The organism is Gulosibacter molinativorax (genome assembly GCF_003010915.2).
Taxonomy (GTDB): domain Bacteria; phylum Actinomycetota; class Actinomycetes; order Actinomycetales; family Microbacteriaceae; genus Gulosibacter; species Gulosibacter molinativorax.
Window position 1 is genome coordinate 3,317,842 of record NZ_CP028426.1, and the last position, 19,820, is coordinate 3,337,661.

Consider the following 19,820-nt stretch of genomic DNA (forward strand, 5'->3'; position numbering starts at 1 on the left):
ATCCACGGGGTAACCCCGTACCGAAGCGGTCGACGATCGGCTTCGCTTAACGTGTGAACCTAAAGTACGCACGGAACGATTTACGAGGGAACTGGGGCGCGAGCCTCGCCCTCTTGATCGTGCTTGCGCTGAGCGCGCTGCTCATGTCGACCGGTGCCATGGTGATGGAGCGCATGTCGGGCGCCGTGAATCAGCTGTTCGAGGAAGCCAAACCGCCGCACTTCCTGCAAATGCACAAGGGCGACTACGACCAGGCAGAGCTCGATGCTTTCGCCGCAGCGCATCCTGAGATCACGTCCTGGCTGATCGAGGAGATGATCGGCTTCGACAGCGCCTTCTTGTCGTGGGAGCGGTCGTCTTCTGGCGAGTCGGGGGACCTGTCCGAGAGCCTCATCGACAACCTATTCGTGGTGCAGAACGAAGGGTTCGATTTCCTGCTCGACGAGCATGGCGACATCGCGCACCCCGGCGCTGGCGAGATCTACGTGCCGGTCGCCTACCAGCAGTCCTTCGGGCTACTCGAGAGCGATACTTTCCGCGTGCGGACTGACAGCGGCGTGCAGGAGTTCCAGATCGCGGGCTTCGTGCGGGATGCGCAAATGGCTTCCTCGTTGTCGTCCGCGACGCGTTTCCTCGTGTCGGATGCCGATTTCCAGGCGCTCACGACCGCCGGGGGAGGTACCCCGGAGATCATCGTCGAGTACCGCTTGGGCGATCCCGCGCTCGGCGGCGCCCTCCAAACCGCATACGAGGCGAATGACCGGCTGCCGATGAATGGTCAGTCGGTCACGTTCGACATCATCCGCCTTGTGAACATTTTCAGCGAGGGGCTCGTCGCCATCGCGCTAATGTTCATGAGCGCGCTGCTCATCGCGATCGCACTGCTCAACGTGCGATTCGTGATTCGCGGGACGCTCCAAGATGAGGTTCGGGAGATTGGCGCCTTGAAGGCGATCGGCATCCCGAACCGGAGCATCGCGGGACTGTATCTGTCGAAGTACACGCTAATGACGCTGCTCGCGTGCGCCGTCGGTGGTGTGCTCGCAACCTTCGCGTCCCGGGCACTCACCGCGGGCGTGCAAGCAAACTATGCCGAGGCGCCGGTCACTGCGATGACCGTGATCGCACCGCTCCTCGCGCTGCTCGCGGTGTTCGCGCTCGTCATCGGGATCGCGTGGGGAGTGTTGCGCGCGGTGAATCGCATTGAGGTCGTGAACGCGCTCGTGCATGGCTCGACTCTGACCGAGAAGCAGGCGGCGCGGCGCGCGAGGCGCGGCGGCCGTGGCGTCGAACGCTCCGCCTTCCGTCGTTTTCGCGGCGGCAGCGTGAACCTCGCGCTCGCGCGGACCGATCTGCGGCGCGGATTCGGCGACTGGGCGCTCATCCCAGTGGTGTTCGCCCTCGCCGCAGTGCTCGTTGCATTGCCGATGAGCCTGCTCGGGACGTTTCAGAGCCCGCAGTTCGTGAGCTACCTTGGTGCCCCGACCAGCGATTTTCGCCTCGACCTGCAGTACTCGGAAAACGTGGGGAAAACCTACGAGGAGGTCACGGCCGCGATGGCGGCGGATGGCCGCTTCGAGAGCGTCACGGGCTACGCGAACGCGGTCTACGAAATCGAGGGGGAGTCCGGTTGGGAGGTGTTCCGCACCGAAGTCGGCGACTATTCGGGGAACACGGTGTCCTTCTCTTCGGGGGAAGCGCCCGGGGCCGGACAGATCGCGCTGTCCGTGCTGAATGCGGAGAACCTCGGGGTCGCGGTCGGTGACGTCATTACCCTGCGCGACGGCGACGACCTCGTCGATGTCGAGGTGAGCGGCCTGTACCAAGACGCCACCGCCGGCGGACTTACTGCGAAACTCGCGGGCGACTTACCAGAAGACGCGACCGGCTACGTCGTGTACGCACAGACGGGTTCGGGAGTGGACGCGGATGCACTGGTCGATGAGTACGCCGCCGCGTATCCGGACGCCAAGGTGTACCCCATGGCGCGTTATGCCGAGCAAACGCTCGCGTACGTCGTGGATGCCTTCTCCGCGGCGGCGTGGATCTCGCTCGCGCTGACGCTCGGGGTGGTCGCGCTGATCACCTACCTCTACTTGTCGCTCCGACTCGCGCGGGAGCGAGGACGCAACGGGGTGCTGTCCGCGCTCGGGTTCTCGGGCGACGAACTCGCGGCCGGGCTCCAAGTCAAGGCAATCTCGATGATCGTGCTGGGTGTGTTCGTCGGCTTGGTCGCTACGGCGATCTGGGGCGAATCACTCGTGAGCGCAGCGCTCTCGGCCACGGGCTTTGGTATCACCAAGCTCAGCTTCTTCCCCAAACACCTGCTCGTGCACGTGCTCTTTCCCGTGCTGCTCACCGCTGCGGGTGCCGTCGCTGCGTTGATCGTCTCGATGCGATTACGCAGCAACGACACCAGCGCGTGGCTCAAGGGCTAATGCCACGGGCTATCGACAAGCGTTAATGACAACGGCAATCGACAAGGACCCCGCGATGATCATGACCCAATCCGAGAACCCGACCTCCGCATCCACCCCGAGCATCGCGCTGCAGGCGAGAGGCATCGAGAAGACGTTTTTCACCACCACGCCACCGGCGCGAGTCCTGGGCGGCATCGATCTCGATGTCCGCGAGGGCGAGTTCGTGGCAGTAATGGGCGCATCCGGTTCGGGAAAATCGACGCTGCTCTATTGCATCAGTAGGATGGACCGCCCCACCGAGGGCACGATTTCGCTCGGGGGTAACGACCTCACGGGCCTGAGTAACGCCGCCATGAGTCGCGTGCGCCTGCTCGACATGGGCTTCATCTTCCAACAGGCCCATTTTCTCGCGAATCTCAACGTGCGCGACAACATCCTGCTGCCCGCGTTGAAGGCCGACCCGCGGAACCGCGCCGCCGTGGAGGCCCGGGTGGATGCGCTGCTCGCTCGCTTCGGCATCGATCACGTCGCCAACCACGGCATTACGCAAGTCTCCGGCGGCCAGCTGCAACGCGCATCCATCTGCCGGGCGCTCGCGACCGAGCCGAAGATTTTGTTCGCCGACGAGCCGACCGGCGCGCTCAACGCGAGTACGACTGAAGAGGTCATGGATGCGCTCGTCGATGTGCATCAGGACGGCACCACGATCGTCATGGTGACCCACGACGCGGCCTGTGCTGCGCGGGCTGATCGGGTGCTCTATCTGCGGGACGGCATGGTCGTCGACCAGGCGGAGCTTGGTCCGTGGTCGGATGAGGCGCGCGCTCCTCGCGAGGAAACGCTCCTGCGCTGGCTGCGCGAGCACGGATTCTAGGCGGGTGGCAGCGGGGCTAGACTGTGTCGGGTGACTGATGAATCTTCTTCGACCGACGTTCGGCCGGTACTCGTCGTCGATTTCGGCGCGCAGTACGCGCAGCTGATCGCCCGCCGAGTGCGCGAAGCTAACGTGTACTCCGAAATCGTCCCGCACACGATCACCGCTGCCGAGGTTGCCGAGAGGCAGCCCCTCGCGATCGTGCTCTCGGGCGGCCCCTCGAGCGTCTATGCCGAGGACGCCGCGGACTTCGACGCCGAGATCTTCTCGCTTGGTGTCCCGGCCTTCGGCATCTGCTACGGCTTCCAGACTATGGCCGTCGCCCTCGGCGGCGAGGTCGCGCAGACCGGAAGGCGCGAATACGGCTCGACCCACGTCGTGCTGACCGACCAGGCCGCATCCTCGAGCATCCTCTCGGGCCAGCCCGCCAACCAGATCGCGTGGATGAGCCACGGCGACTCTGTCGCGAAGGCGCCCGAGGGTTTCGAGGTGCTCGCCTCGACCGAGGACACCCCGGTGGCAGCCTTCGGGAACGAAGAGCGCAAGCTCTACGGCGTGCAGTGGCACCCCGAAGTCCTGCACTCCGAGCACGGCCAGGAAGTGCTCGCATCCTTCCTGCACCGGGCCGCGGGAATCTCGGATGACTGGAACCCCGGCTCGATCATCGACGAGCAGGTCGCGCGCATCCGCGAGCAGGTCGGCGACGACGAGGTCATCTGTGGCCTTTCCGGTGGCGTCGACTCGGCTGTCGCGGCCGCGCTCGTGCAGCGGGCGGTGGGCGAGCAACTCACCTGTGTGTTCGTGGATCACGGTCTGCTCCGCAAGGACGAGCGTCGCCAGGTGGAAGAGGACTTCGTCGCCGCGACCGGCGTGCGCCTCGTCACGGTCGATGCACGGGAGCAGTTCCTGGGGCACCTCGAAGGCGTGACCGACCCGGAAGAGAAGCGCAAGATCATCGGCCGCGAGTTCATCCGCGTGTTCGAGTCGACCGCGGCTCGCCTCGTAGAGGAATCGCGCACCGACGATATCCCCGGTGAAATCAAGTTCCTCGTGCAGGGCACCCTCTACCCCGACGTCGTCGAGTCCGGCGGCGGAACGGGCACCGCGAACATCAAGTCGCACCACAATGTCGGCGGCCTGCCGGAGGACATGAAGTTCGAGCTTGTCGAGCCGCTGCGCGCGCTGTTCAAGGACGAGGTTCGTGCCGTGGGCCGCGAGCTCGGCGTGCCCGAGGTCATCGTCTCGCGCCAGCCGTTCCCGGGGCCCGGCCTCGGCATCCGCATCATCGGCTCGGTGAACGAGGAGCGCCTCGCGATCCTGCGCGAAGCGGATGCGATTGCTCGCGAAGAGCTGACGGCTGCCGGCCTCGACAACGAGATTTGGCAGTGCCCGGTCGTGCTGCTCGCCGACGTGCGCTCGGTGGGCGTGCAGGGCGACGGCCGCACCTACGGTCACCCGATCGTGCTGCGCCCGGTCTCAAGCGAGGATGCGATGACCGCCGACTGGACTCGCCTGCCGTACGACGTGCTCGCAAAAATCTCCAACCGCATTACCAACGAGGTGCCCGACGTGAACCGCGTCGTGCTCGACGTCACGTCGAAGCCGCCGGGGACCATCGAGTGGGAGTAGGCTGCTCTGCTCCTTGAGTAGGTGGCGTAGCCGCCGTGTCGAAAGCGTTCCTTGAGTAGGTGGCGTGGCCGCCGTATCGAAAGGGGCAAGGACGAATCGCCCCGCAGTCCGTATCGAACTGCGGGGCGATTTGCGGTTGGAGGTGGCTCGCACCGGGCGCTAGCGAGTGTTACTCCGCAGCCTGACGACGCGTCTTCCACGCAAGGCCAGCACCGGCGAGCAGGAGCGCCGAGGCGAGCGCCACAACGGGGACGAACTGCTCCGCACCGGTCTGCGCGAGCTTGTCGTCGCCGGCTTCGGTCGAGGTACCATTCTGGCCGTTGGTCGAGTCGTTCGCGGCGGGAGCCTTGGTGCCGTCCACCGGTAAGGTCGTCTCGTTGTCCGTCTCGACTGGTGCTTCTGTCTCGGCGGGCGCTTCCGTCTCGACTGGTGCTTCCGTCTCCACTGGCGCTTCCGTCTCGACTGGTGCTTCTGTCTCGACTGGCGCTTCAGTCTCTTCCGGGACTACCCACGCATCGTTCAGCAGCCACTCGGCGACCGAGGTGTTGTCGAGGTAATGGTTGCGGACCGGGTCCATGCCCGTCGCCGCCGCGGCGAGTGCATCCGAACCGGCACCCTTGTAGAAGAACGGCACGAGCTGGTTCGTGTGGTTGCCGCTGTTCCAAGTGTGCGCGGCGGAAGCATCCGCTACGTCACTCGGCACGATAGAGCTGAAGTCACCCGCCTGCTCACCGTAGAGGTAGCCGGTCTCGTGGTCGGCGGTGACGATCACGAGGGTCTCGTCCCAGCTCGAATTCGTTTCAACCCAGTTGATGACCGAGTCGACGGTGTTGTTGAAGTCGTGCACCTCTTCGAGGTCGCGGTCGGTCTGGTTGGCGTGGCCAGCCCAGTCGATCGCACCGCCCTCGACCATGAGGAAGAAGCCGTTCTCGTTGTTGTCAAGGACATTCAGCGCGCCCTTGGTCATCGTGTCAAGGTCAACGACGTCGTTGACGGGGCGACCTTCGTCGCGACCCTGCTGGAGAGTGTCAGCAACCTGAGCGGCACCGAAAACCGACTCGGGGGTGTCACCCGTTGCGAGCGCAGCGAAGTCTGCATCGCTCTCGATGAAGGTGCGGTCCGTCTGGCCGGTCGAGACGGCAGTCCAGTCTTCTTCCGAGATGTACTGGAAGTTGCCGTCGGCCCGCGGCTCACCGTTCTGGTCGTAGTAGGGATGCGCTGCGCCGAAGACGACCTCCAGGTCGCCGTAAATCTGCTCGTTCGCGATCGCGTGGTAGTTGTTGCGGTTCTCGTTGTGTGCCGAGAACGCGGCCGGGGTGGCGTGCGAATACGGTACCGAAGACACGACGCCCGCGCTGAGACCGAGGAGCTCGGCACGCTGCGAGAGGTTCTCGAGGTCAACACCGTCGGGGTTCTGGCCAAGCATGCCGTTATCGGTCTTCACACCGGACGCCATCGCAGTGCCGGCTGCAGCCGAGTCCGTCGCACCATCCATGTTCCAGGCGAAGTCCGCCCACGAAGCGGCGGGGTCGTATGCCGTGCCATTCGCCGAGTGCGTCGACATCGCGAGGTGGTCCCAAGCCTGCCAGCCAGTCGGCGTCACGTTCTGACCCGACGGGATGACCTTGTTGTCGCCACCGTGCTCGACCTGCCAGTAGGTCTCGCCCTTGTCCTCGGCATTCATGAGGTCGAGGTGGTTGTAGCCCATACCGTCACCGATGAGGTAGATCACGTTCTTGGGAGTGACGGCTGCGGCCGAAGCCGGAGCGGCAAGTGCGGTGCCTGACACCGCGATGCAGGCTGCAATGCCCGCCGCGGCAAAAGACTTACCGAGATTAATGGACTTCACGGGTAACCTTCCAGTTCAATAGACTTACAAATTGCACGCGATGGCGGCAACCGAAGGCGAAACTATTGCGTCAGTGTCTCGAATTGGTTTCATTGAGTGACATCAAGGTAAACAATCGATTGTGTCATCACGCCGCGCGTTGAGTAGGCGGCGAAGCTATCTGCACCGGTCCTTGGGTAGGCGGAGAAGCCGCTGTATCGAAAGGGCGCACTTCGATACGCGCCTTCGGCGCTACTCAGTGGGCGTGGGGAGCACTTCGATACGTGCCTTCGGCGCTACTCAGTGGGCGTGGGGCGCACTTCGATACGTGCCTTCGGCGCTACTCAGCGGGCTTGTCGTTTCGATACGCCGCTTCGCGGCTACTCAATGACCGTGCTTTCGCCGTCGCGGCTACCCAACGAGCAGTCGATAGGATTAGCGGATGCAGAAGATTCGTAGCGCGTATACGCGCAAGGCTTGGATTCCGCTCGTCGTGGATGTCATCCTCGTGATCGTTTTCGCGGCGACGGGCCGGTCGAGCCACGACGAGTCGCTCGGGCCGATCGCGATTCTCGGCACTGCAGCCCCGTTCCTCGCGGCGCTCGTCATCGCCTGGCTGATCGTCCGGCTCACGAAGCTTCAGCCTTCGGCGGCGTGGCCCCCTGGCGTATTGATCTATGCCGTGACCCTGACGAGCGGCCTCGCCCTGCGCATCCTGTTCGGTGCAACCGCGGCCGTGCCGTTCATCCTCGTGACCGCGGGAGTCCTGGCCGTTTTCCTCATCCTGCCCCGGCTCCTGCTGCACTCGAAGCGCGCCCTCGGTGCGACCTCGGATGTACGAGATGCCGAGGAAACAACCGCCTGAGGTCAGATTTCCGGAAAGCCGGAGGCCTTAGTAGGGAATGCTGGATCGAACTCGGACGTTGTCTCTCTAGACTGTCGAATAGCGGCCACCCGTCAGTCGCATGACAAGAGACCGGAGACCAAACTAGATGGCGAGTTCAGCACTTCAACGAAACCCGTACTTCAACGGCCAAGCCCAGCAGCAACAGCAAGGCTACGGTCAGCAAGGTTACCCACAGCAGGGCTACGGACAGAACGCGCAGTACGTGCAGGGCACGTACCAGCAGGCCCCCTACCAGCAGGGCCAGTACCAGCAGACCCCGTCGCCAGAGGCGATGGATCACCAGTACAACATGCCCTCGCCGTCGCAGGACCAGCTTGGCCGGATGACCGTCGAGGACACTATCGCGAAGAGCGCGACACTCTTCGGCGTGGTCATCGCGGTTGCCGCGGTCACCTGGTTCCTCGGCCCGAGCATCGGCATGATGCTCGCACTCGCCGGCTCGATCACCGCCTTCGTGCTCGGCATCATCCTCGCGTTCAAGAAGGAACCGAGCGTGCCGCTCATCATGCTCTTCGGCGTCGCAGAGGGCATGCTCGTGGGTGGGTTCTCGGTCGCACTCGAGGTGATGTTCCCGGGCATCGTCGTCCAGGCTGTGCTCGCGACACTCATTGTCGTGGGCGTGACGCTCGCGCTGTTCACCTCGGGCAAGGTTCGCACCTCTCCGAAGGTGACGAAGTTCTTCCTCATCGCCGGTGGCGCCTACCTCGTGTTCTCGCTCGTGAACGTCGTCCTCATGTGGACGGGCGTCTCGCAGGACCCGTGGGGTCTGCGTACCGGCGTCGAGATCTTCGGCATCCCGCTCGGCGTACTCCTCGGTATCTTCGCGGTCGTGATGGGTGCGTACATGCTCATCGGTGACTTCGAGTACATCGAGAACGGCGCGCGCTCGGGCGCTCCCCGCAAGTACGGCTGGATCGGTGCCTACGCGGTCGTCTCGACCGTGGTGTTCATCTACATCGAGATCCTCCGCCTGATCGCTATTCTGCGCGGAAACGACTAATCAACGCGGAGCAACATAAGGCGGGGTCACCACACGGTGGCCCCGCTTTTTGTATGTCGACCTTTGCCGTGCCCGCATTCTTCGCTGCGGCTTATCGGCAGACACGTTTCGGCTGATCGATGAACGCCGTTCACCGCCTCGTCACGCGCATCCTCGAATATGACCGCATGCGACCGCTGATCATCGCCCACCGAGGCGCGCCCGGCTATCTTCCCGAACATACCGAATCGAGCTATCGCCTCGCGATTCGGCAGGGCGCCGACTTCGTCGAACCCGACGTCGTCCCGTCCCGCGACGGCGTGCTCATCATCCGTCACGAGCGCCGGCTCGACGACACGACCGATATCGCGAGTCAACCGGAATTCGCCGACCGTCGGCGCGATTTCGACGAACTGCACGGCGAGGCGGGCTGGTTTGCCGAGGATTTCGATTGGGCCGAGCTGCAGCAACTCCACGGCGTCGAGCGCGTCCCCGAGATCCGGCCAGCGTCGGCCGCGCACTCGGGAGAGGAGCGCATCCTGCGCCTGCGCGAGCTCATCGAGATCGTAGAGAGCGAGGCCCAGGCCCGCGGCCGCCACTGCGGTCTCGTCATTGAGCTGAAGCACGACGCGCACTGCCTCGCGAAGGGCTTTGATTTCGTCGAACTTCTCGCGCGTGAACTTGACGGGCTTTGGGATCTCGACCCGCTGTCTGACCTGCGGATCGAGAGTTTCGAAGCGCCTGTGCTGGATCGCCTGCGCGACGCGGGATCGGCAGCGAAACTCATCGTCCTGGTCGGTGCCGCTGGCGAGACACTCCCGACGGAAGAGGATCCGCGGCGGCTGACGCCCGCTGGGCTCGAGGACGCGGCTGCCCGCTTCGACGGCATCTCGGTGCGGACTTCGCTGCTTGGGCAGGACGATCCTCTCGATGCCGAGGCCTGCGCGCGCGGGCGGGAACTCGTCGCCGCGGCACACGACCACGGGCTCGAGGTGCTCACCTACACGCTGCGCGCCGAGGATGTGTTCCTCCCGGCAGCGTATGCGGGCCGCCCGGTGGCGTACTGGCAGGCGCTGATCGACACCGGCATCGACGGGGCATTTGCGGATGCGCCGGATCAGGTTGCCACGCTCCGGGCACACGACGGAGCCCCGATCCCCGAGTAGGCCGAAGGCCATGTCGAGGGGGCATGCTGCGCCCTGGCACCGAGAGCGCGCACCCGCTTAATTCGACACGAGTCGCTTCGCGACTCGTTCAACGAGCTTGCGCAATTAGCCGAAAGCGATCCGCGGCATGTCGGTGGCGCGGCCTAGGATGGATGGGTCATGACGTTCTTTTCGCCCACCGCCATCCCCGCCGATCTCGTTGAGGGCCTCAACCCGCCGCAGCGTGCCGCAGTCGAGTACCGCGGCGACGCCCTGCTCATCATCGCGGGAGCAGGCTCCGGTAAGACGCGCGTGCTCACGCACCGCATCGCATCCCTCATCGCGACGCGCGAGGCCTGGCCGAGCCAGATCCTCGCCATCACGTTTACCAACAAGGCTGCGGCTGAGATGCGGGAGCGCGTCGGGCACCTGCTCGGCGAGGCGGTCGAGGGAATGTGGATCTCGACGTTTCACTCCGCGTGCGTGCGCATCCTTCGCCGCGAGGCGGAGAAGTTTGGCTACACGCAGGGCTTCACGATCTACGACTCGGCCGACTCGAAGGCGCTGCTCAAGCGCATCGTGAAAGCGCTCGAAGCCGAGTCGATGGGCGTCACGGTATCGACGGCGCAGAATCGCATTTCGGCGCTGAAGAACGAACTCATCGACCCGGACGGCTTCGCGCGCCAGGTGGACTCGACGAACCCGCGCGACCAGCTCATCCTCGAGATCTATCGGCAGTATCAGCGCCAGCTCGAGCGCAATAAGGCGTTCGACTTCGACGATCTCATCGCCCAAACGGTGTGGCTGTTCCGCGCCTTCCCCGAGATCGCCGCGCTGTACCAGCGACGGTTCCGGCACATCCTTGTCGACGAGTACCAGGACACGAACCACGCGCAGTACGCGCTCATCCGCGAGCTCACCCGTGGGGCCGAGCCGCAGCACGTGCCCGCCGACACCCGCATCCCGCTTGCGGCTGACGGCTCGATTCCGCCGGCCTCGCTCACGGTCGTGGGTGACTCCGACCAGTCGATTTATGCGTTCCGCGGGGCGGACATCCGCAACATCACGGAGTTCGAGAAGGATTTCCCCGGCGCCGAGACGATTCTGCTGGAGCAGAACTATCGCTCGACCCAGCACATCCTGGACGCCGCGAACGCGGTGATCGGCAACAACTTTGACCGGAGGCCGAAGAACCTGTGGACTGCGGCAGGCGAGGGCGCGAAGATCGTCGGTTATACGGGCTACTCGGCGCACGACGAGGCGCAGTTCGTCGCGGATGAGATCCATAAGCTGCGCGACGGCGGCATCAGTTTCAACGACATGGCCGTGTTCTATCGCACGAACGCGCAGACGCGTACGCTCGAGGAAATCCTGATCCGCTCGGCCGTGCCCTACCGGCTCATCGGTGGCACCAAGTTCTATGAGCGTGCCGAGGTCAAGGACATCGTGGCGTACCTCATGACGATCGCGAACCCCGCGGATGAGCTCTCGGTGCGGCGCATCATCAACTCGCCCAAGCGCGGCATCGGGCCGACGACCGAGACGGCCATCTCGATCTTCGCGCAGGACAACGACATCACCTACCGCGAGGCGATGGGTCGCGCAAAGGAGCTTGGCCTCGGACCGAAGGTGACGAACGCGATCGGCGACCTCGAACACATCCTGGCCGAGGCCGAGGAATCGATAGACCCGTCGCGCAACACCGGCGCGGTTTCGGTCTCGGACATGCTCGCGAAGCTCGTGCAGCGGGTGGGATATGTCGAGAAGCTGCGCGCCACGGGGAATCCGCAGGACGACGCGCGCGCCGAGAACGTCGAGGAGCTCATCAACGTCGCGAAGGAGTTCGACAAGCAGCACCCGGACGGCACGCTCGTGGACTTTCTCACCGAGGTCGCGCTCGTCGCGGCGGCGGATGACCTCGACGACGAGTCCGGGGCGGTGTCGCTCATGACGCTGCACACCGCGAAGGGACTCGAGTACGACGCGGTGTTCATCACCGGTGTCGAGGAAGAGCTGCTGCCGCACCGCATGAGCGCGGATGAACCGGGCGGGCTCGCCGAGGAACGCCGCCTCTTCTACGTGGGCATCACCCGTGCCCGGAAGGTGCTGCACCTCTCGCTCGCGATGACGCGCACGCAGTATGGCGAGTCGTCGGTTGCGATGCCGAGTCGCTTCCTGCAAGAGATCCCGGATGCGCTGATCGCGTGGCGGCAGTCTCCCGGCATGGCGACCTCGCGCGGGGGAGAGCGGCCGCGGGCGCTCAACGCGACCGGTTTCGGTGCGGGATCTGGTGGCCGACGCGCTGTCGGGTCGCGCTCGTACGGCGAGATGCCGCGCGGCGAGGGGCTCAAGAGCGAGTTCAAGCCCACGCGCGGCAATCGGCAATTCGACAACCAGATCACGGGTGCGGTGAAGGACAATTCCGACCTCGTGCTTGAGATCGGCGACCGCGTGAAGCACACCGACTTCGGCGAGGGTACGGTACGCAACGTGACCGGCCTTGCGAAGAAGCGAATTGCCGAAGTCGAGTTCGACGACGTGGGGCGAAAGAAGCTGCTGATCAAGGTCGCCCCGCTCGAAAAGCTATAGGGGGCTGGCGCGGGCCGGCTGAGGTTTGGCTCGGGCTCACTCCGGCGTGGCTCGGGCCCCGCTGCGGCGTGGCTCGGCCCCCACTCCGCAAACCCGTCACTCGATGCTGTCGGCGGCGCTGGGTGTGCATCGAGCGACGGATCCACGGGGGTGGTGGTGCAGGCTCGTCACTGGATGCAGTTGGTGGCGCTGGGTCTGCATCCATCGACGGATTTGCGAGGGTGGCAGCGCAGGCTCGTCACTCGATGCAGTTGGTGGCGCTGGGTCTGCATCGAGCGACGGATCTACGGGGTGGGGCACGTGCCGCGCATCAACCGTCCTGCCCTGTGACGTGCACGGCATACCCGTCGCAGCCCGCGGTCGACCAGTGGTATTCGTAGTTCGGGTCATAGTCGGGGCTCATGAAATCGTTCTCCCCCCAAAGTGCGGCTTGGAAACCGGCAGTCTGGTCGTCCCAAGTGCCGGGGATGACGTATCCGTCGACCGGGGTCGCGTCACCTTCACCGCCTTCGTTGCCGAAGCTGCCTTCAAAGCGTGGATCGTAATACACCCATCGCCACTCGAACCCGGCGTCGGCCATGCAGTCCGCGACGTAGTACATCTGCAGATCCCAGACATCCACCAGCCCGTTTTCGTCCGCTAGCTGCTGGCCTGCGAGGGAATCGAGCTCCGGCAGTTCGGGCAGTGAATCGATCGGTTCCGAGAGGAAGTCGTCGGGGTCCTGCGGAAGGTCGAGAATTGCGACCTCGTCGGAGTACACCCAGGCATTCGTCACGGAATCAATCTCGATGCCTTCAGGCGCATTCGCCGGAAGTTCGACGGGTTCCTGAGACTGCGTCTGTGGCGGGTCCGAGGCCTGAGCCTGATCCGGCGCTGAAGTCTCGTCCGCGGTTGGGGTAACCGATGCGGGCGAGGGCTGTGCCGCGCATCCACTGAGAAAGAGAAGGACGCCGGCCGATATCGTGACTGCGGTCCTAGGTCGGAACTTGAACATGATGAGGCCTTCCTGTTGCGGCGATGCGGGGAACATTCAGACCTCCGAACGCAACATGGTCGAGCCAAAGGTTGAGGCAGTGCCCGCTCGAACCATAACAGGCCCTGGTCAACCCGCATATCGCGCTGCTCGACCCCGATTAGCTCTCCTTGAGAGGCTGCGGTCCCGCAGGCTCGTCACTCGATGTAGTTGGCGGCGCTGGGTTTGCATCGAGCGACCGATTCGCGGGGGTCGTCCCGCAGGGTCGTCACTGGATGTAGTTGGCGGCGCTGGGATTGCATCGAGCGTCTGATTTGCGGGGGCGGCGGTGCAGGCTCGTCACTGGATGTAGTTGGTGACGCTCGGATTGCATTGAGTGACGGATTCGCGGGGGTCGTCCCGCAGGCTCGTCACCGGATGCATTCAGCGACGCCGGGAATGCATTGAGTGACCGATTTGCGGGGGTGTGGCGCAGGCTCGTCACTGGATGCAGTTGGCGGCGCTCGGATTGCATCGAGTGACGGATTTATGCGAACGAGGCAGCATCGCCACCCTCAGTTTTCCGACAGTTGTAGTCAGATGCCTTCGTTAGGCTGACCGCGACGGGAATGCTTGAGACGCGGACGGAAGCGGACACAGTGACTAGCGTGAACGAACCCACACAGGCCAGCACGAGTGCCACCGGCGGCACGATCGAAAAGGCCTGGCAATTGCCCGGCTCGGAAATCGCCGCGAGGCTCGACACGGATGCGGGGGTCGGACTCACGAGCGCCGAGGTTGCCGAACGCCTCGACAAATACGGCCCGAACGAACTCGACGATTCCGAACAGGAAACCCGCTGGCAGCGATTCCTGAAGCAGTTCAAAGACCCCCTGGTATCGCTCCTCTTCGTCGCCATCGCGATCTCGCTCTTCGCGTGGCTCCTCGAAGGAGCGCAGGGTGCTCCCGTGGATGCGATCGTCATCGCGGTCATCGTCCTCGCGAACGCGATCCTGGGCTACGCACAGGAGAGCAAGGCGGCGGATGCGGTGGCCGCGCTGTCGAGCATGACGGCAGCCACATCCACGGTCATTCGAAACGGGCATAGGGAGCGCATCCCCTCGAGCGAGCTCGTGCCGGGCGACATCCTGTTGCTCGAAGAGGGCGACGCGGTGGGCGCCGACGGGCGACTCCTCGAGGCGACGAACCTGCGCATCCAGGAGGCCTCGCTCACGGGCGAGTCCGTCGCAGTCGATAAGCAAGTTGAGCGGCTCGAGGGTGAGCCGCCGCTCGCCGAGCGCGACAATTGCGTTTACAACGGCACGGGCGTCGTCGAGGGCGTTGGTCGCGCGGTTGTCACGGCCACGGGGATGCAGACGGAGATGGGTGCGATCGCGTCGCTCCTCGACGAGACCGAGCAAGATGAGTCGCCGCTCAAACGCGAGATCAACTTGATTTCGAAGTGGCTCGGTATCTCGGTCGTCGCGATCGCGATTGTGGTCATGGCCGTGCTCCTGATCGTGAGCGATCTGCAGAGCCCGAGCGACTACGTCGAGATTCTGGTGCTCGGCGTCTCGCTGGCCGTTGCGGCTGTGCCCGAGGGCTTGCCCGCGATATTGTCCCTCGTGCTCGCGATCGGCGTGCAGGCACTCGCGCGCCGCAATGCGGTGATGAAGGATCTCCACTCGGTGGAAACCCTCGGCGCGGCGAGCGTCATCTGCTCGGACAAGACGGGCACACTCACACGCAACGAAATGACACTCACAAGCGTCGTGTCCGCGAGCGGCAAGGTCGAACTCAGCGGCACCGGCTACGACCCTACCGAGGGATCCGTCGTCGAGCGCACGAGCGAGCAGGCCCAGTCGGAGGCCGAATTCACCGTCCTCATCGGCGCGGTCGCCAACAACTCGCAGCTCGATCGCGAAGAGTCGGGCTGGGAGATTCTCGGCGACCCGACCGAGGCGGCATTCCTCGTGGCCTGGCCGAAGTTCGAGGCTCACCGGGCTATGCCCGGTGAGCGTGATGCCGAAGTGCCATTCAGTTCCGAGCGTAAGCGAATGTCCGTGATCGTCGACGGGCGCATGTACACGAAGGGCGCCCCCGACATCATCCTCGATCTGTGCTCGCACGAGCTCGTTGGGCAGGAGCGCCGCGAGCTCACGCAAGCGCGCCGCGACGAGATCTCGCAGGCCGTGATCGATCTTTCGGCAAAGGGGATGCGCACCCTCGGCACCGCCTTCAAGGATGTGGGGGAGCGGGCCGAGTTCACCGAGGCGGATGAATCGGCGCTGTGTTTCGCAGGCTTCGTCGGCATCATCGACCCGCCGCGCGAGGAGGCGAAGCAGGCGATCGCCGAGGCGCACGGCGCGGGTATCCGCACGGTAATGATCACCGGTGACCACCCGGTTACCGCCGCCAGTATTGCGGAGCAGCTTGGCGTCTCGGCGAACGACCGAGTCGCGACCGGGGCCGAGATCGACGCAATGACGGCCGAGGAACGCAAGGACGTGGCGCACGAGGTCGACGTGTACGCGCGCGTTGCCCCAGAGCACAAGCTCCGGCTCGTGGATGCGCTGCAGCGTGATGGCCACATCGTCGCGATGACGGGCGACGGCGTCAACGACGCCCCGGCCGTGAAGTCGGCGGATATAGGTGTGGCGATGGGCGTGACCGGTACCGAGGTGACGAAGGAAGCGGCGCGGATGATCCTCGCCGACGACAATTACGCGACGATCGTGGACGCGGTCAAGCGCGGCCGCGTCGTGTTTGACAACATCCAGAAATTCCTCCGCTACCTGCTCAGCTCAAATATGGGCGAGGTCTGCACGGTGTTCTTTGGCGTCGTGCTCGCCGGGGTGATCGGCCTCACGGACCCGAACAGTACCGGCGTTGTGCTGCCGCTGCTCGCAACCCAGGTGCTGTGGATCAACCTCGTGACCGACTCCGGCCCGGCGCTCGCGCTCGGGCTCGACCCCGCCGACGGCGATGTCATGAAGCGCAAGCCCCGCAGCCTGAACGACCACGTCATCGACCGGGCGATGTGGCAGCGGGTCATCTTCATCGGGCTCGTGATGGGTGCCATCACGCTCCTCACGATCGACATGTTCCTCCCGGGCGGGCTCATCGAGGGCTCCGACTCGCTGGATGTGGCGCGCACCGCCGGCTTCACGACCCTCGTCCTCGCGCAGTTGTTCAACGTGTTCAACTCCCGCTCGGCCCACGAATCCGCCTTCACCAACCTGTTCACGAATGGCTGGCTCTGGGCATCCGTTGCCCTCGGCTTTGTGCTACAGATCGCCGTCGTGCACGTGCCATTCATGCAGGTGGCGTTCGGCACCGCATCCCTCGACCTCCAGCACTGGCTCATCGCCATCGCGATGGGCTCGATCGTGCTGTGGGCAGAGGAGCTCATGAAGGTGATCTACCGTGCACTGCGGGCGATGCGCCGTGCTAGGGAAGAATTGGCCGCCGGTAAGTGACTCGTTCGCGAGCATCCACCAATTCCTCATCCACTAACGTCACTCTGTACCGCAACGAATGATCACGATGGGCCGGAGATTTGCCCCGCGCCCACACCGACCGAGGAGACACTCATGCGCACACTCATCATCACGGCCTTCGTGTCGGCCGACGGCGTCATGGAAGCACCGGGCGGCGAGCAAGGCTATCGGAACTCTGGCTGGACATTTCGCTTCGTGAAACACGACGACAAGGCCTACGAAATCAAGGGCCGAGAGGAGAACGAGGCGGGGGCCCTACTGCTCGGCCGGAAATCCTACGAAGCGTTTGCGCCGATCTGGCCCGAGATGAAGGACTTCGCACGCTACAACACGTTGCCGCGCTACGTCGTCTCACGCACCCTCGAACAGGACGACGAGCGTTGGCCCGCGACGATCCTGCGTTCGGTTGAGGATGTGGCGAAACTGAAAGAGACCGAGGGCGGGCCGTTGCTCGTGCACGGCTCGGGCGAGCTCGGGGCGGCGCTCGCGGATGCGGGACTCGTCGACCGCTACCACCTCCTGGTGTTCCCGCTGCTGCTGGGCTCGGGAAAACGCCTGTTCAGCAACGCCGAGCACGACGCCACGAAGCTCGCCGTCGTCGAACAGGAGGTCTACGACAACGGCATCATCAAAGTGGTCTACGACGTCGTGCGGGAACCCGTCAAAACCGAGTAGCCTCGCAAGCCCACGTGCGTACGGGCGCAATGTTTACAGACGCGTCGGTCAGTTGGAGTAGGCTGTGGATTCGGATGCGCTGATGCGTCGGAGATGTTGAGTGAAACCTAAATTCCGGTGCGCGGCCGGTCCATCCATTAGTCACTAATTTCGTGCTCTTGCGAGCGACACAACGCGGCAATTGCCGTGGATGGGAAGAAACGTGGATCTTTTCGAGTATCAGGCGCGCGACCTGTTTGAAGCACACGGTGTGCCGGTTCTGGCCGGCATCGTGGCTGACACCCCCGAGGACGTCCGAGCAGCTGCCGAGAAGCTCGGCGGCGTTACCGTCGTCAAGGCGCAGGTGAAGGTCGGCGGCCGCGGTAAGGCTGGCGGCGTCAAGGTTGCCAAGAATCCGGACGAGGCTTTTGCTGCGGCACAGTCCATCCTGGGCCTCGACATCAAGGGTCACGTCGTTGAGCGAGTCATGGTTGCCGCTGGCGCCAACATTGACGAGGAGTACTACTTCTCGGTGCTGCTCGACCGTGCGAACCGCAACTACCTCGCCATGTGCTCGAAGGAAGGCGGCATGGAGATCGAGCAGCTCGCGGAGGAACGCCCCGAGGCACTCGCTCGCATCGCTGTCGACCCCATCGTCGGCATCGATCAGGCCAAGGCCGAGGAGATCGCTCGCGCTGCTGGCTTTGACGACGAGCAGGTTGCCAAGCTGGCTCCCGTGTTCGTGAAGCTCTTCGAGGTCTACCGCGAAGAAGACGCAACGCTCGTTGAGGTCAACCCGCTCGTCAAGACCGCTGAAGGCGACATCATCGCGCTCGACGGCAAGGTCACGCTCGACGACAACGCCGAGTTCCGCCACGAGCAGCACGCAGAGCTCGCTGCCGTTGCCGGCAACCTTGACCCGCTCGAGGAAAAGGCCAAGGAAAACGACCTCAACTACGTAAAGCTTGACGGCCAGGTTGGCATCATCGGTAACGGCGCAGGCCTCGTGATGTCGACCCTCGACGTCGTCGCTGGCGCGGGTGAGAAGCACGGTGGCGTCAAGCCCGCCAACTTCCTCGACATCGGTGGTGGCGCATCCGCCGAGGTCATGGCCGCTGGCCTCGACGTCATCCTGGGTGACGAGCAGGTCAAGAGCGTATTCGTGAACGTGTTCGGCGGCATCACCGCGTGCGATGCCGTTGCAAACGGCATCGTGGGCGCGCTGAAGACCCTCGGCGACGCGGCGACCAAGCCCCTCGTTGTGCGTCTCGACGGCAACAACGTCGAAGAGGGTCGCCAGATCCTTGCCGACTACAACCACCCGCTTGTCACCGTCGTCCCGACCATGGACGAGGCCGCTGACAAGGCCGCAGAACTCGCGAACGCCTAAGCGCGCCAAACACGGATAAGGATTAGTAGAACTATGTCGATTTTTCTTGACGAGAACTCCAAGATCATCGTTCAGGGCATCACCGGCTCGGAAGGCTCGAAGCACGCGACCCGCATGCTCGAAGCTGGCGCGAATGTCGTAGGCGGCACGAACCCCCGCAAGGCGGGGCAGACCATCGAGCTCGCGGGCAAGGAACTGCCGATCTTCGGCACCGTGAAGGAAGCCATGGAGGCGACCGGCGCCAACGTCACCGTCATCTTCGTGCCGCCGGCCTTCGCCAAGGGTGCGATCGTCGAGGCAGCGGAGGCAGAGATCCCCCTCGCAGTCGCGATCACCGAGGGCATCCCCGTGAAGGACTCGGCCGAGGCTTGGGCGCGAGTGCAGGAGCTTGGCAACAAGACCCGCCTCATCGGCCCGAACTGCCCTGGCATCATTACCCCGGGCGTCTCGCTCGCTGGCATCACCCCCGCGAACATCGCGGGCACCGGTCCCATCGGTCTCGTCTCGAAGTCGGGCACCCTGACATACCAGATGATGTACGAGCTGCGCGAAATCGGCATCTCGACCGCAATTGGTATCGGCGGCGACCCCATCATCGGCACGACGCACATCGACGCACTCGAGGCGTTCGAAGCTGACCCCGAGACCAAGGCGATCGTCATGATCGGTGAGATTGGTGGTGACGCCGAGGAGCGTGCCGCTGAGTTCATCAAGGCGAACGTGACGAAGCCGGTCGTCGGCTACGTCGCGGGCTTCACCGCGCCGGAGGGTAAGACCATGGGGCACGCAGGTGCGATCGTCACCGGTTCGGCGGGTACCGCAGCAGCGAAGAAGGAGGCCCTCGAGGCCGCCGGCGTTCGCGTGGGCACCACGCCGACCGAGACCGCCAACATCATGAAGGAGATCATCGCGGGCCTCTAAGCCTCGCGAAGCGCCCGGCGATTCGGCCGGGC

At 64.4% G+C, this 19,820-nt stretch carries 13 protein-coding genes; 11 read left to right on the forward strand and 2 right to left on the reverse strand.

The window, feature by feature from the left end; genetic code table 11:
• Positions 1 to 53 precede the first annotated feature (53 nt).
• From GMOLON4_RS15435 to guaA, 3 genes are read left to right on the forward strand one after another with little or no spacing between them, the layout of a single operon-like run.
• On the forward strand, positions 54 to 2,438 hold the full coding sequence (locus tag GMOLON4_RS15435) for an FtsX-like permease family protein (protein WP_026935890.1): 2,385 nt from the start codon (positions 54 to 56) through the stop codon (positions 2,436 to 2,438).
• Between the two features lie 25 nt (positions 2,439 to 2,463).
• Positions 2,464 to 3,294: an ABC transporter ATP-binding protein gene (locus GMOLON4_RS15440; RefSeq protein ID WP_245575339.1), complete on the forward strand. Its 831-nt coding sequence runs from the start codon at positions 2,464 to 2,466 to the stop codon at positions 3,292 to 3,294.
• 30 nt (positions 3,295 to 3,324) lie between these two features.
• Positions 3,325 to 4,923, forward strand: a complete 1,599-nt coding sequence (gene guaA / locus GMOLON4_RS15445) for a glutamine-hydrolyzing GMP synthase (protein WP_026935888.1) — start codon at positions 3,325 to 3,327, stop codon at positions 4,921 to 4,923.
• Positions 4,924 to 5,092: 169 nt separating this feature from the next.
• On the opposite strand, the gene GMOLON4_RS15450 is transcribed toward guaA, so the two are convergent.
• Complete coding sequence (locus tag GMOLON4_RS15450) at positions 5,093 to 6,772, reverse strand: alkaline phosphatase (protein ID WP_051266049.1); 1,680 nt, start codon at positions 6,770 to 6,772, stop codon at positions 5,093 to 5,095.
• Positions 6,773 to 7,193: 421 nt separating this feature from the next.
• Here GMOLON4_RS15450 and GMOLON4_RS15455 point away from each other — a divergent pair, with 421 nt between their 5' ends.
• The 4 genes from GMOLON4_RS15455 to GMOLON4_RS15470 all read left to right on the forward strand — a co-directional run bounded on the left by GMOLON4_RS15455 (position 7,194) and on the right by GMOLON4_RS15470 (position 12,371).
• On the forward strand, positions 7,194 to 7,616 hold the full coding sequence (locus tag GMOLON4_RS15455) for a DUF3054 domain-containing protein (RefSeq protein ID WP_035731627.1): 423 nt from the start codon (positions 7,194 to 7,196) through the stop codon (positions 7,614 to 7,616).
• A gap of 127 nt (positions 7,617 to 7,743) precedes the next feature.
• A complete protein-coding gene (locus GMOLON4_RS15460; protein WP_026935886.1) occupies positions 7,744 to 8,658 on the forward strand; it encodes a Bax inhibitor-1/YccA family protein in 915 nt (304 codons plus the stop codon).
• 119 nt (positions 8,659 to 8,777) lie between these two features.
• Positions 8,778 to 9,803: a glycerophosphodiester phosphodiesterase family protein gene (locus GMOLON4_RS15465; protein WP_051266045.1), complete on the forward strand. Its 1,026-nt coding sequence runs from the start codon at positions 8,778 to 8,780 to the stop codon at positions 9,801 to 9,803.
• A 159-nt stretch (positions 9,804 to 9,962) separates the two neighbouring features.
• Positions 9,963 to 12,371 (forward strand): ATP-dependent helicase, encoded by a 2,409-nt coding sequence (locus GMOLON4_RS15470; protein WP_026935884.1) that lies wholly within the window; start codon positions 9,963 to 9,965, stop codon positions 12,369 to 12,371.
• 310 nt (positions 12,372 to 12,681) lie between these two features.
• Here GMOLON4_RS15470 and GMOLON4_RS15475 read toward each other — a convergent pair whose 3' ends face one another.
• Positions 12,682 to 13,401 carry a hypothetical protein gene (locus tag GMOLON4_RS15475; protein ID WP_026935883.1) on the reverse strand — a complete coding sequence of 240 codons (720 nt, stop codon included), beginning with the start codon at positions 13,399 to 13,401 and terminating at the stop codon, positions 12,682 to 12,684.
• Positions 13,402 to 13,991: 590 nt separating this feature from the next.
• On the opposite strand from GMOLON4_RS15475, the gene GMOLON4_RS15480 reads away from it, so the two are divergent.
• From GMOLON4_RS15480 to sucD, 4 genes are all read left to right on the forward strand, one after another.
• Positions 13,992 to 16,802, forward strand: coding sequence for a cation-translocating P-type ATPase (locus GMOLON4_RS15480; protein WP_245575338.1), 2,811 nt, complete (start codon positions 13,992 to 13,994; stop codon positions 16,800 to 16,802).
• Positions 16,803 to 16,916: 114 nt separating this feature from the next.
• Positions 16,917 to 17,498 carry a dihydrofolate reductase family protein gene (locus GMOLON4_RS15485; RefSeq protein WP_026935881.1) on the forward strand — a complete coding sequence of 194 codons (582 nt, stop codon included), beginning with the start codon at positions 16,917 to 16,919 and terminating at the stop codon, positions 17,496 to 17,498.
• Between the two features lie 202 nt (positions 17,499 to 17,700).
• The gene (gene sucC / locus GMOLON4_RS15490) at positions 17,701 to 18,867 is read left to right on the forward strand and encodes an ADP-forming succinate--CoA ligase subunit beta (protein ID WP_026935880.1); all 1,167 of its coding nucleotides are present in this window, start codon (positions 17,701 to 17,703) and stop codon (positions 18,865 to 18,867) included.
• 33 nt (positions 18,868 to 18,900) lie between these two features.
• Positions 18,901 to 19,788, forward strand: a complete 888-nt coding sequence (gene sucD / locus GMOLON4_RS15495) for a succinate--CoA ligase subunit alpha (protein WP_026935879.1) — start codon at positions 18,901 to 18,903, stop codon at positions 19,786 to 19,788.
• The last annotated feature ends 32 nt before the right edge of the window (positions 19,789 to 19,820 follow it).

Excerpts from the sequence above, each read along its gene's own strand:
- GMOLON4_RS15460 (WP_026935886.1), top strand. The coding sequence starts at position 7,744 with ATGGCGAGTTCAGCACTTCAACGAAACCCGTACTTCAACGGCCAAGCC.
- sucD (WP_026935879.1), top strand. The coding sequence starts at position 18,901 with ATGTCGATTTTTCTTGACGAGAACTCCAAGATCATCGTTCAGGGCATC.
- GMOLON4_RS15485 (WP_026935881.1), top strand. The coding sequence starts at position 16,917 with ATGCGCACACTCATCATCACGGCCTTCGTGTCGGCCGACGGCGTCATG.
- GMOLON4_RS15465 (WP_051266045.1), top strand. The coding sequence starts at position 8,778 with ATGAACGCCGTTCACCGCCTCGTCACGCGCATCCTCGAATATGACCGC.
- GMOLON4_RS15470 (WP_026935884.1), top strand. The coding sequence starts at position 9,963 with ATGACGTTCTTTTCGCCCACCGCCATCCCCGCCGATCTCGTTGAGGGC.
- GMOLON4_RS15440 (WP_245575339.1), top strand. The coding sequence starts at position 2,464 with ATGACAACGGCAATCGACAAGGACCCCGCGATGATCATGACCCAATCC.
- GMOLON4_RS15455 (WP_035731627.1), top strand. The coding sequence starts at position 7,194 with ATGCAGAAGATTCGTAGCGCGTATACGCGCAAGGCTTGGATTCCGCTC.
- GMOLON4_RS15475 (WP_026935883.1), bottom strand. The coding sequence starts at position 13,401 with ATGTTCCCCGCATCGCCGCAACAGGAAGGCCTCATCATGTTCAAGTTC.